The sequence below is a fragment of the Azospirillum sp. UENF 111221 genome (assembly GCF_058780625.1).
The window spans coordinates 851743-864350 of record NZ_JBSNCH010000005.1 but is presented as its reverse complement, the minus strand read 5'-3'; the positions used below and the strand labels follow the sequence as shown (position 1 = coordinate 864350).

At 69.2% G+C, this 12608-nt stretch carries 11 protein-coding genes; 6 read left to right on the top strand and 5 right to left on the bottom strand.

Annotation, left to right across the window (positions count from 1 at the left end; all coding sequences use genetic code 11):
• Window positions 1-34 precede the first annotated feature (34 nt).
• The 6 genes from ACWPN3_RS18485 to ACWPN3_RS18460 all read left to right on the top strand — a co-directional run bounded on the left by ACWPN3_RS18485 (window position 35) and on the right by ACWPN3_RS18460 (window position 8790).
• The gene (locus ACWPN3_RS18485) at window positions 35-1429 is read left to right on the top strand and encodes a PleD family two-component system response regulator (RefSeq protein ID WP_109449256.1); all 1395 of its coding nucleotides are present in this window, start codon (window positions 35-37) and stop codon (window positions 1427-1429) included.
• Between the two features lie 106 nt (window positions 1430-1535).
• The gene (locus tag ACWPN3_RS18480; RefSeq protein WP_492261659.1) at window positions 1536-2201 is read left to right on the top strand and encodes a phosphatase PAP2 family protein; all 666 of its coding nucleotides are present in this window, start codon (window positions 1536-1538) and stop codon (window positions 2199-2201) included.
• 204 nt (window positions 2202-2405) lie between these two features.
• Window positions 2406-5924, top strand: coding sequence for a DEAD/DEAH box helicase (locus ACWPN3_RS18475; RefSeq protein ID WP_492240753.1), 3519 nt, complete (start codon window positions 2406-2408; stop codon window positions 5922-5924).
• 224 nt (window positions 5925-6148) lie between these two features.
• A complete protein-coding gene (locus ACWPN3_RS18470) occupies window positions 6149-6955 on the top strand; it encodes an enoyl-CoA hydratase (RefSeq protein WP_492240752.1) in 807 nt (268 codons plus the stop codon).
• Window positions 6952-7473 (top strand): CoA-binding protein, encoded by a 522-nt coding sequence (locus ACWPN3_RS18465; protein WP_492240751.1) that lies wholly within the window; start codon window positions 6952-6954, stop codon window positions 7471-7473. Before ACWPN3_RS18470 ends, ACWPN3_RS18465 begins: the two co-directional genes overlap by 4 nt.
• Before the next feature lie 21 nt (window positions 7474-7494).
• Window positions 7495-8790 (top strand): O-acetylhomoserine aminocarboxypropyltransferase, encoded by a 1296-nt coding sequence (locus ACWPN3_RS18460; RefSeq protein WP_492261658.1) that lies wholly within the window; start codon window positions 7495-7497, stop codon window positions 8788-8790.
• A gap of 21 nt (window positions 8791-8811) precedes the next feature.
• On the opposite strand, the gene ACWPN3_RS18455 is transcribed toward ACWPN3_RS18460, so the two are convergent.
• The 5 genes from ACWPN3_RS18455 to ACWPN3_RS18435 form a co-directional block, all read right to left on the bottom strand.
• Window positions 8812-9966 (bottom strand): MFS transporter, encoded by a 1155-nt coding sequence (locus ACWPN3_RS18455; protein ID WP_492261657.1) that lies wholly within the window; start codon window positions 9964-9966, stop codon window positions 8812-8814.
• 221 nt (window positions 9967-10187) lie between these two features.
• Entirely contained in the window at window positions 10188-10607 is a 420-nt protein-coding gene (gene arfB / locus ACWPN3_RS18450; protein WP_109049835.1) for an alternative ribosome rescue aminoacyl-tRNA hydrolase ArfB, read from the bottom strand.
• On the bottom strand, window positions 10604-11500 hold the full coding sequence (gene rsmA / locus ACWPN3_RS18445) for a 16S rRNA (adenine(1518)-N(6)/adenine(1519)-N(6))-dimethyltransferase RsmA (RefSeq protein WP_492240748.1): 897 nt from the start codon (window positions 11498-11500) through the stop codon (window positions 10604-10606). Before rsmA ends, arfB begins: the two co-directional genes overlap by 4 nt.
• 68 nt (window positions 11501-11568) lie before the next feature.
• Window positions 11569-11877: an AzlD family protein gene (locus tag ACWPN3_RS18440; protein ID WP_492240747.1), complete on the bottom strand. Its 309-nt coding sequence runs from the start codon at window positions 11875-11877 to the stop codon at window positions 11569-11571.
• A complete protein-coding gene (locus tag ACWPN3_RS18435; RefSeq protein ID WP_492240746.1) occupies window positions 11870-12592 on the bottom strand; it encodes an AzlC family ABC transporter permease in 723 nt (240 codons plus the stop codon). The genes ACWPN3_RS18440 and ACWPN3_RS18435 overlap by 8 nt, the downstream gene beginning before the upstream one ends.
• Window positions 12593-12608: the final 16 nt, after the last annotated feature.

Sequence of the window (12608 nt, the reverse complement as noted above, 5' to 3'; positions counted from 1 at the left end):
TCATCTGTACCAATTCTGCAGGATTTCCCTTCCGATGTCCGCGCGTGTCCTTGTTGTCGATGACGTTTTGCCCAACGTGAAGCTGCTCGCGGCAAAGCTGACGCGCGAATACTTCAATGTGCTGACCGCCTTCAACGGACCCGACGCGCTGGAGATGGTGCGGACGGAATCGCCCGACATCGTCCTGCTGGACGTCATGATGCCAGGCATGGACGGGTTCGAGGTCTGCGAGAAGATCCGTTCCGACCCCGCCACCATGCACATCCCGGTGGTGATGGTCACGGCGCTGTCCGACATAGCCGACCGCGTCCGCGGGCTTGAGGCGGGAGCCGACGATTTCCTGACCAAGCCGGTGAACGACATCGCGCTGTTCGCGCGCGTCCGCTCGCTGGTGCGGCTGAAGATGATGATGGACGAGTGGCGCCTGCGCGAAACCACGTCGGGCCAGTTCGGGGTCATCGAGCGCAGCGGCACCATGCTGAGCGAGTCCTTCGAGCGCGCAAGCGTGCTGGTGCTGGAGGATTCCGCGCTCGACCTCGAAAAGATCACGGACACGCTGGAGCGCGACCACAACACGGTGACCTCCGCCGACACCTGCGCCAAGGCGTTGGAACGGGCGCTGGGCAGCCCGCTCGATCTGGTGGTGGTCAGCCTGACCCTGCTGAACGAGGACGGGCTGCGGCTCTGTTCGCAGCTGCGCTCGCACGAACGCACCCGGCAGGTGCCGATCCTGCTGATGGTCGACGACGGCGACCTTGGGCAGGTGGCGAAGGGGCTGGAACTCGGCGCCAACGATTACGTCATCAAGCCGGTCGACCGGAACGAACTGCTGGCCCGCGCCCGCACCCAGATCCGGCGCAAGCGCTATCAGGAACGGCTGCGCTCCAATTACGAGCAGAGCCTGTCGATGGCGCTGACCGACAGCCTGACCGGCGTCTTCAACCGCCGCTACGTCAACGCCCATCTGCCCCGGCTGCTGGAGCGCGCCATCGACAGCCACAAGCCGGTGTCGGTGCTGATGTTCGACATCGACCATTTCAAGGTGGTCAACGACACCTACGGCCACGCCATCGGCGACGAGGTGCTCCGCGAGGTTTCCGCACGCGCCAGCCGCAACCTGCGCACCTTCGACCTCGTCGCCCGGCTGGGCGGCGAGGAATTCATCGTCATCCTGCCGGACACCGACGGCGAAGCGGCGCTGATCGTCGCCGAGCGCCTGCGCTCGCGCATCGCCGACTTCCCCTTCGCCGTCTCGGCCGACCGCGGCGAAATCAACGTGACGGTGTCGATCGGCATCTCCATCGGCGGCCGGCTGGGCGATACCGCCGAGGGTCTGGTCCGCCGGGCCGACGAGGCGCTGTACGAGGCCAAGCGCTCTGGCCGCAACTGCGTGATCGCCGACGCCCGCGCCGACCAGCTGGAAGGTTGAGGGGCGGACCCAGGCGTCCGCACCCCTTTTTCGTCCCCTTGCTGTCCCTGCTGCGCCGCACCATGTGGCAAAGCCGTTCCTTTCCACCGGCATCATTGGGGATCCGATGCTCGCCACCGCCAGCGGCGCCATCACCCATCTGGGCAGCAGCAGCCTCCTCGTTCCACTGTCCGCCCTCTATGCGACCGCGCTGTGGCGGCACCACTCGGCGCCGCTGGCGCTGCGCTGGCTGCTGGCCCTGGCGCTCTGCCTTGGCGCGATGGTCGTGCTGAAGCTGATCGGGCATGGCTGCGGCCTGCCGGACTTTCCGCTGTTCCCCTCGCTGTTCGCCGGTGACCGCTTCATCAGCCCCAGCGGCCATGCTGCCTTTTCCGCCGTCTTCTACGGGTCGGTGTCGGCACTGGCCGCGCGCAATGCTAAATCGCGCTGGCTGCGCATCGGTCTGCCGCTGGCGGCGGTGGCGCTGGTGCTGGCCATCGGGGCCTCGCGCGTCGCCGTCTCTGCCCATTCCGGGGCGGAGGTGGTGGCCGGGCTGACCATCGGCGGGCTGTCGGCCCTGCTGTTCCTGTGGAGCAGCCGCAAGGACGGCGCCCCGCGGCTGCGTCCCTCTCCCTGGCTGGCGGGTGCGATGGTGCTCGGGCTCGCCCTGCTGGTCCATGCCGGCGACCCGTCCTTCGTCGAAGGGACCATCCGCTGGGCCGCCCATCAGCTCGGCAGCGGGGCCGGCCTGTGCGAGCTGGCCGGCCGCGTGTTTCCCGGCAGCCGCGGATAACTCACCAACCGGGGTGAAGCCGGCGGCGTCCTGTGTTATGACGGACGGCCGCGCACGGTCCCGGCAACACGGCGCCGTTCACGTCACTGCTCAAGCCAAAGGCTTGCGCTGCGCTGCGTAAGATCCTATACCGACGCCCCGTTTCCGTTCCGTTCCGTTTTCGCGCCCAACCCATCCAAACTGCCCTGGTCACCCCCGCACCGCATGTCGCTCTTCGATGCCTTGCCGCGTGGCCCTTCGTCGGGTGGCGCCGCCGTCCCCTTCGGTCAGGATGACCTGACGCGCGTCTTCGATGCCAAGACGCTGCAGCGCGGCCGCACGCTGATGATGACGGGTGCGGTGGCGCTGGGTGCGCCCGGCAGCGACCGGATCGAGGCGGAGGTCAGCGACCTCGGCCGCCGGCTGTCGGTGACGGTGACCCCGGTTCAGGGCAAGCGCGGCGTGGTGCTCGACCGCACCTGTTCCTGTGGCCGCAACGCCTGCGCCCATATGGCGGCGGCGGCGATGCTGGCGCTGGAAAGCCGTCCGGAATGGCGCCGCGCCTCCCTGTTCGACGTGGCCGACGTGAAGGCGCCGCTCGCCCCGCCGCCGCCACCTCCGGTTCCGCTCGCGTCCCCGCCGGCCGCTGCGGCCACCGTACAGCCATCGGCGCCGTCTCCCGCATCGCCTCCTGTGCCGCCGGCTGCTCCCAAGCCCCCGCTCACCCTGGTCCGTCCGCCGGTTCCGCCGCCGGTCCGCAGCGTGACGCCACCCCCACCGCCACCTCCGGCCCCGAAGCCGGAGCCGGTGCGCAGCCTGCGCTGGACGCTGGAGCCGGGGCAGGGCGATGTGGCCTGCTACATCCTGGCGGAGTTCGTGGCGGAGGGGGAGGCCGACGGCAGCCCCGCCACCCCGCGCGACGTGCTGGCCAAGGCGCCGCGCTCGCTGGACGGCGATGCCGACCGCGCCATCGCCCGGCTACTCGGCGGCGGCGGTACGGAGCGCACCCCCGTCGCCAAGAGCCGGGGCGAGGCGGTGGACCGCCTGCTGCGCCGTCTGCTCTCCACCGGCCGCCTGCGCTGGCGCGACGGCACCCCGCTGGCCGAGGCGCCGGGCCGCACCGTCCGCACCTTCCGCGACCCGGCCACGCGCAAGCTGCGCCCGACCGGTCTGCCTGAGCGCAGCGTGCTGGTGAAGGGCCAGTCCTACTGGTGCGTCGACAGCGCCACCGGCACCGTCTTCCCGGTCGATCTCCAGGTGGTGGAGGTGCCGAAGGCCAAGCCGGTACCGCCCGCCCCGCCGCCGCCGCCGGTGCCGTCGAAGGCCACCCCGTCGCGCCTGTTCGGTCCGTCGCGCGGTGGTGTCGCGTCGATGCCGCGCATCGCTCCGCCACCTCCGTCCATTTCCACGCCCAGCTTCCGCGACAGCGGCATTCCCGGCGTGCGCAGCGGAGCGGCGGATGCCGCGGCCATCGTCGAGCGCTCCCCCCGCATCATCGCCCGCCTTGGCCGCGTGGTGACGCCGGCCGATGGGCTGGTCGACGTGCTGCGCCTGTCCTTCGACTATGGCGAGCCCGGCAATGCGGTGGAGATCGAGCCCGACGACCAGCGCCAGTTCGCCCGCTACGAGGATGAGTTCAACGAGGTCACCTTCGTCCGCCGCGACAAGGCCGACGAGCAGGCGGCGCTGGACCGGCTGTCCGGCCTCGGATTCGCCCAGGCGCGCATCGAGCCGCCGAAAGGCGCCTTGAACGCCCGCGGCTCCCGCGTCCACTGGCTGACCGGCCGGGACGTCGAGGAGCGCTGGCAGCATTTCCTGACCAACGAGGTCCCCGCCCTGACCAAGGCCGGCTGGATCATGGAGGTCGGCGCCGATTTCGGCACCAAGGTGATCGAACCGGGCGCCGAGGTCGAGGTCGCCGTGCGCGATGCCGGCGATGGCTGGTTCGACCTGGATGTCGGTGTCGAGATCGACGGCGAGCGCCAGCCGCTGCTGCCGATCCTGGCCCGGCTGGTGGAGAAGGGCGGCCTGTCGACCACCCGCATCATCGACGGCCGCGCCCACATCGTTCTCGACGATGGCAACGTGCTGGCCCTGCCGGCGGAGCGGATCGAGCGGCTGCTCAGCGTGCTGGAAGCGATGCTGGACAGCGGGCGCAGCAGCGGCGACCGGCTGAAGGTGCCGCTGGCCGAGGCCGATTCGCTGCTGGACATCGACGACCTGATCGCCCGGCGCGGCGACGAGACGGCGCAGATCGACGGCTATCTCCAGCGCCTGCGCGCCGACGAGATGCCGGGCGACATGACCCCGCCGCCGGGCTTCAAGGGCGAGCTGCGCGACTACCAGCGCGGCGGCCTTGCCTGGATGCAGAGCCTGCGCGCCAACAACGTCGCCGGCATCCTGGCCGACGACATGGGTCTCGGCAAGACCGCCCAGACACTGGCCCACATCGCCATGGAAGAGCATGAGGGCCGGCTGACCGAGCCCTGCCTGGTGGTGGTGCCGACCAGCCTCGTGCCGAACTGGGTGGCGGAATCGGAGCGCTTCACCCCGCATCTGCGCGTCGTCGTGCTGCATGGCATCGACCGTCACGGCAAGCTGTCGGAAATCGACCGCGCCCACATTGTGGTGACCACCTATGGCGTGGTGGCGCGCGACGTCGATCTGCTGAAGCGGCTGACTTGGCACATGATCGTGCTGGACGAGGCGCAGGCGATCAAGAACCCCGACGGCAAGGCGACCCGCGCCGTGGCGGCGCTGCCGGCGCGGCATCGGCTCTGCCTGTCCGGCACGCCGGTGGAGAACAATCTGGGCGAGCTGTGGAGCCAGTTCGCCTTCCTGATGCCGGGCCTGCTGGGCGACCGCAAGGAGTTCGGCAAGCGCTACCGCGTGCCCATCGAGAAGCGCGGCGACAACACCCGCGCCAACCTGCTGATGCGCCGCATCCGCCCATTCCTGCTCCGCCGCACCAAGGAGGCGGTGGCGAAGGAGCTGCCGCCGAAGACCGAGGTGGTGGTGCGCATCGACCTGGAACGCGACCAGCGCGACCTCTACGAGACCATCCGCTTGTCGGTGAACGAGACGGTGCGTGCGGCGCTGGCCGCCAGCGGCAAGGGGCTGGGGCAGAACGCCATCGCGGTGATCGACGCGCTTTTGAAGCTGCGTCAAGTCTGCTGCGACCCGCGCCTGCTGAAATCCATCGCGGCGCTGGGCGGCAAGGCACGGCCGAGCGCCAAGCTGCACGCCCTGACCGAGATGGTGAAGGAGATGGTGCCGGAAGGCCGGCGCATCCTGATCTTCTCGCAGTTCACCACCATGCTCGACCTGATCAAGCTGGAGCTGGAGAAGGCCGCCATTCCCTATGTCGAGCTGACCGGCCGCACGCTGGACCGCGCCGAACCGGTGAACCGCTTCCAGAACCGGGAGGTCCCGGTCTTCCTGATCAGCCTCAAGGCCGGTGGCCGCGGCCTGAACCTGACCGCCGCCGACACGGTGATCCACTACGATCCCTGGTGGAACCCAGCCGCCGAGGATCAGGCGACCGACCGCGCCTATCGCATCGGCCAGGACAAGCCGGTCTTCGTCTACAAGCTGATCGCCGCCAACACGGTAGAGGAGCGCATTCTCGACCTCCAGCGCCGCAAGGGCAGCCTGTCCGACGCCACCATCGAGGGCAAGGGACTGGTCAGCGCACTGGATGGCGGCGACATCGACTATCTGCTCGGTGACGGCGACGAGGAGTAGTGGGTATTCGCTTTCCCGCCGGTATGTGTTGCTTCCGAAAACCTACTTCATAAGAAGACTTCAAAAGTTTTCTACAGAGATCCTTGTTGAAATCCTCTGCAGCATGTCGTCTCATCCTCCCTGCCTTGCAGGTTCCCCGTGTTGCCTGCAGGCTTGGCGCGTTAAGCTGCCCGCGGTGCGCAACCGAAATCCGGAAGCCGAAGACGCACGGGAGGACAACAACCATGAGCGCCGCAGTCACCACCCACGATCCCCATGCTCCGCTGGTCCTGCGCGAGGACCGCGACGGGGTCGCCACGCTGACGCTGAACCGGCCGAAGGCGCGCAATGCGCTGTCGGTCGGGCTGATGGCGGCGTTGCAGGATGCGCTAGACGCCATCGACGAGGATCGCTCCGTACGCGCCGTGGTGCTGGCCGGGGCCGGCGGGGCCTTCTGCGCCGGGCACGACCTGAAGGAGATGCGCGCCGCCCCGTCGCGTGACCTGTACGAGGCGCTGTTCACCCAGTGCTCGCGCCTGATGCTGACGATCAACCGCATCCGCCAGCCGGTGATCGCCAAGGTGCGCGGCGTGGCGACCGCCGCCGGCTGCCAGTTGGTGGCGACCTGCGATCTGGCCTATTGCGAGGAGGGCGCGCGCTTCGCAACTCCGGGCGTCAACATTGGGCTGTTCTGCTCGACGCCGATGGTGGCGCTGACCCGCGCTGTCGGGCGCAAGGCGGCGATGGAGATGCTGCTGCTGGGCGACCTGATTGATGCCGAGGAAGCGGAGCGCATCGGCCTCGTCAACCGCGCGGTGCCGGCCGACCAGCTGGACGAGGTGGTGGCCGGCGTCGCCGCCAAGATCGCGTCGAAGTCGCCCCTGACTCTCGCCACCGGCAAGGAGGCCTTCTATCGCCAGATCGATCTGGACGCGGGAAGCGCCTATGCCTACGCCGCCAAGGTGATGACCGAGAACATGATGGCGCAGGATGCCGCCGAGGGCATCGACGCCTTCCTCGGCAAGCGCACGCCGGTCTGGTGCGGGCAATGAGCGAATCCAGGATTACCGAGCCGGCCGACTACACCGACGCCTTCCTGCGCGGCGTCCTGGAAAGCGCGAAGAGCATCGCGGTGGTCGGCGCCAGTGCCGATCCGGTGAAGGCCAGCTTCTTCGTGATGAAGTACCTGCGCGACAAGGGCTACACCGTCATCCCGGTCAATCCGAAGATGGCGGGACAGACCATCCTCGGCTTGGCCGTCCATGCAAGCCTCAAGGATCTGCCGGAGCCGCCGGACATGGTGGACATCTTCCGCAACTCCGTTGCCGCCGGCGGGGTGACGGACGAGGCGATTGCCGCCGGGGCCAAGGTGGTGTGGATGCAGCTTGGCGTGCGCAACGACGAGGCGGCGGCACGGGCCCAGGCCGCCGGCCTGACCGTGGTGATGGACCGTTGCCCCAAGATGGAAATCCAGCGCCTCTATGGCGAGATCGGCCGGATCGGGGTCAATTCCAACGTGCTGGTGACGCGCCGCAGGGCGCCGACGAAATCGTTCAAAAAACTGATCTGAAAAAATGGGGGAATCACACAGATGACTGAGCAGAAGAGCTTCGGCTTCGAGACCCGCGCCATCCATGCCGGCGCCGCTCCCGACCCGGCGACCGGTGCCCGCCAGACGCCGATCTACCAGACCACCAGCTTCGTCTTCGAGAATGTCGACGATGCCGCCTCGCTGTTCAACCTGCAGAAGGTCGGCTTCATCTATTCCCGCCTGACCAACCCGACGGTGGCGGTGCTGGAAGAGCGTCTCGCCAATCTGGAAGGCGGCGCCGGCGCCACCGCGACCTCGTCGGGCCATGCCGCGCAGTTGCTGGCCCTGTTCCCGCTGATGGCGCCGGGCGACCACATCGTCGCCTCGAAGAAGCTCTATGGCGGCTCGCTGAACCAGCTCGGCATCAGCTTCCCGCGCGCCTTCGGCTGGCAGCCCAGCTTCGTCGACACCGATACGGTGGACAACGTCAAGGCGGCGCTGACCGAGAAGACCAAGGCGATCTTCGTCGAAAGCCTTGCCAACCCCGGCGGCGTGGTGACCGATATCGAGGCCATCGCCAGGATCGCCGACGAGGCCGGCATCCCGCTGATCGTCGACAACACGCTGGCGACTCCTTACCTGATCAACCCGATCCAGTGGGGCGCCACGCTGGTGGTGCATTCGACCACCAAGTTCCTGTCCGGCAACGGCACCTCGGTCGGCGGCGTGGTGGTGGACAGCGGCAAGTTCGACTGGAGCAAGTCCGGCAAGTTCCCGGCGCTGAGCGAGCCCGACCCCGGCTATCACGGCCTGCGCTTCCACGAGACCTTCGGCCATCTCGCCTTCACCATCCACGGCCATGCCGTTGGCCTGCGCGACCTCGGGCCGAGCCAGGCGCCGATGAACGCCTTCCTGACGCTGAACGGCATCGAGACGCTGCCGCTGCGCATGCAGCGCCATGCCGACAGCGCGCTGAAGGTGGCGCAGTTCCTGGAAAGCCATCCGGCGGTCGGCTGGGTCAGCTATGCCGGGCTGGAGTTGTCGAAGTACCGTGCGCTTGCGCAGAAGTACCTGCCGCGCGGCGCCGGTGCGGTGCTGACCTTCGGCGTCAAGGGAGGCTTCGAGGCCGGTGTGAAGGTGGTGGAGAGCGTCGAGCTGTTCAGCCACCTCGCCAACATCGGCGATGCCCGCTCGCTGATCATCCACCCGTCCTCGACCACCCACCGCCAGCTGTCGGCGGAGGCCCAGGCCTCGGCCGGCGCCGGTCCTGACGTGATCCGCCTGTCCATCGGGCTGGAGACGCCGGAGGACATCATCGCCGACCTCGATCGGGCGCTGAACAAGACGCTGGCGTAACCGGTCAAGTCCGGCGGCGGGTCACTCCGCCGCCGGCACCGGCTCCGCCACCGGTTCGGCCTTGCGGCGGTCGTCCGGCAGCAGCAGGGCTGCGGCGAAGGCCATGGCGGCCAGCACCGACAGGGTCAGATAGAGCATGGTGAAGTCGCCGGTACGCTCATAGACCCAGGCGACGAGCTGGACGGCCAGCGGGCCGGCGCCGAAGGACAGGATGTATTTTGCGCCATAGGCAAGCCCGCGGTGCTTGTCCGGGGTGTAGCGGGCCAGCAGCATGTTCTCCGCCGGGATCTGCGTCTGCGAGGCGATGACCACGAAGGCGGCGGCGGCCACCAGCGGCAGCTCGGCCAGGACGGCCACCGCGGCCATCAGCGGAATCTGGGCCAGCAGGCAAAGGACATAGACCCGCTTCAGCGAATGCCGGTCGGCCAGCACGCCGCCGATCATCTGCGGCAGGGCGGAGATCAGGTAGACCGCCGTCACCAGCCCGCCGACCCCCAGCGTGCCGCTGCCGAGCCAGCCGCCCAGCCGCGCCTCGAACAGCTTGGGCAGCACCACCTGCATGGCGTTGAAGATCAGCCCGGCGCAGACCATGGTCAGCGACAGCACGAAGAAGGCGCGCACAACGTCGCCGCGCGACGGCTTGGGCTGCGGCTTCACGTCGGCATGGCGGTCCTGAACCACGCCGGTCATCATCAGCAGGGCCAGCACGACGCCGAGCACGAGGCAGATCGCGCCGGGGATGATGAAGGCCATGCGCCAGTTCAGCCATTGCGTCAGGCTGCCGGCGACCACCGCGGCGGTGGCGACGCCGAAGGTCCCGAACAGGCCGAGCCAGCCCATCGCCTTGCCGCGGTTCTCGGCGTTCGCCATCATCCAGGCCATGCCGACGGGGTGGTAGATCGACGCCCCCAGCCCCAGCAGGGCCAGCGACCACATCAGCATCTCCGGCCCGTCCGACAGCCCGGCCAGCACCGCCCCGCCGCCGGTCATCAGGTAGAAGACGGCGATCATGCCGGCCGAACTCCAGCGGTCGCCCAGCCAGCCGGCCAGCGGCGCCCCGAGCCCGATCATGAAGGCGCCCAGCGTCCACAGCCGGATCAGCTCGTCATAGGACAGCTTCCACTCGGTCTCCAGCGCCAGCACGATGGTCAGGAACAGAGCCGAGACGATGTGCATCAGCGAATGCCCGACCCAGGCGAAGCCGACGGACAGCCGGGCCGAAGTCGGCGACGGCAGGGCGGCGCTGGCGGATGGATGACTTCATCGAACGTCTCCGGCCCCGGATTTGTCCTCGCGGGGGAATGTTTTACAGGCAAGCGAAAGGCAAGGCTGGCACGGGATGGTTGAACCGTCCAATGCGCCTGTCTCATGGCGGGCATGCCGGGTGAGTGTCCGGCTCAGTCCTGCACGTTCCCGCGCATCTTCTTCACCTCCGACCGCTTGGCCTTGCCTTCCAGCCGCCGCTCCTTGGAACCCTTGGTCGGCTTGGTTGGGCGGCGGGGCGGCGGGGGAGGGGCAGCGGCTTCGCGGATCAGGTCGATCAGGCGCTCGCGCGCGTCCTCGCGGTTGCGCATCTGCGAGCGGTGACGGTCGGCCACCAGGATCAGCACGCCGTCCTGGGTCAGGCGCGATCCGGCCAGCCGCTCCAGCCGGTAGCGCACCGGATCGGGCAGGTTGGGGGAGTGGCGCACGTCGAAGCGCAGTTGGACCGCCGTCTCGGTCTTGTTGACGTGCTGGCCGCCGGGGCCGGAGGCGCGGACGAACTCCTCCTGCAACTCGCTTTCGTCCAGGCTGATGCGGGGGTTGACCCGGATCATGCCGGGCTCTCAAGTGGGTTGCGGGCGCGGAAGGCGCGGGCCAGCGCGGCGAAGCCGGCAACGTCGATCTCCTCTGCCCGTGCGGTCGGGGTGATGCCGGTCTCCTCCAGCAGCGCTTCGGCATTGCCCAGCGACTTCAGGCTCTGGCGCAGCATCTTGCGGCGCTGGCCGAAGGCGGCCGCGGTGACCTGCTCCAGGGCGCGCCAGTCGGCCGGCTCCGGGTTGGCGCGCGGAGTCAGGTGGACGACCGTCGATTCGACCTTGGGCGGCGGGGTGAAGGCGCGCGGCGGCAGGTTGAACAGCACGCGGGCGTCGGACCGCCATTGCGTGATCACCGACAGCCGGCCATAGGCCTTGCTGCCCGGCTTCGCCACCAGCCGGTCGGCGACCTCCTTCTGGAACATCAGCGTCAGGCTGACATAGGCCTCGATCCGCGCCAGCCAGCCGAGCAGGAGCGGAGTGGCGACATTGTAGGGCAGGTTGGCGACGATGGCGCGCGGGGCCGGTGCCAGATCCTCCGGATCGACCGTCAGGGCGTCGGCCTCGACGATGGTCAGGCGGCCCTGCGCGGCCTCGATGACGTCGGCCAGGGCTTCGATGAAGCGGCGGTCGCGTTCGATGGCGATGACCTTCACGGCATTGGTCGCCAGCAGCGCGCGGGTCAGGCCGCCGGGACCGGGACCGACCTCGATGGCAGTGGTGCCGGCCGGCAGGTTGGCCGAGCGTGCGATCCGCCCCGTCAGGTTCAGGTCGAGCAGGAAATTCTGCCCGAGCGACTTGCGCGCCTCCAGCCCGAAGCGCGCGATCACGTCGCGCAGCGGCGGCAGGGCGTGCGGGTCGAAAGCTGCCGGAGCGGGGGCGGGAGCGGCGGGGGCGGAGATCGGGTCGGTCATCCCCGATTTATAGGCAACCCCCGCGCGCTTCACCAGACGGCAGTTTGCAACAGGGGCCCATTGGGAGATCACATCAGGCGGCGCAGCACCACCACGGCCACCACGCCGGCCGCCACCGCGACCACCATCGGCACGCGCCGGGCGATCAGGCAGACGAAGGCGGCGGCCAGCGCGTCGGATGGGCGCGACAGGGCGGCCGGCGCCACAAGGGCGACCAGCACCGCGCCGGGCGTCGCCTCCAGCGCCGCATTCGCCGCCGGACCCAGCCGCACCCGCGCGATCAGCCACGGCCCGCCGATCCGCGTCATCCAGGTGACCAGCGCTCCTGCCAGCACGATGGCGAAGACGCTCCAGTCCAGGTTCAGGGCCTCAGGCATTGCGGGTCCTCCCTTGCCCCTTCGCTTGGAGGGCCGCAACCGCCCCGCCGGCCAGGGCGCCGGCCAGGATGTGCCAGGTTCCGCCGGTGGACAGCGCATGGACGGCCAGCGCCGCAGCGGCACTCGCCAGCCAGGGCGGCAGCGATCCGATACCGCGCCAGAACCCGGCCAGCAGGCAGAGGAAGACGGCGATGAAGGTGAAATCCAATCCCCAGGCGGTGGGGTCGGCGATCAGCGCGCCGGCCAGCGTCCCGGCCACCGTGCTGGACAGCCACGCAAGATAGAGCGTCGCCGCCACACCGTACCAATAGGCCAGCGACAACTCCGGTCCGCGGCGCAGCGCCAGCGCCCACTGCTCGTCGGTCATGAAGAACAGCGCCAGCCCCGCCCGTGCCCGGGGCACGCCGCGGAAGCGCGGCTCCAGCGTCGCCCCCATCAGCAGGTGGCGCAGATTGACCAGCAGGATGGCGCCGACCACCGCCAGCCCGGCGCTGCCCTTGTCCAAAAGCTCGACCGCGACGAACTGGGAACTGCCGGCGAAGACCAGGGCGCTCATCAGCCCCATGTCCAGCGCCGACAGGCCGGCCTTGGCGGCGAGGCTGCCCAGGAGGAAGCCGAAGGGAATGGCGCCCGCCACGATGGGCAGGCTATGGACGACACCCGACGCGAAGTCCTGCCGCGGGGATGCCGGTACGGCGAAGCTGCCCGTGCTCATGTCTGTGCTCATAGGG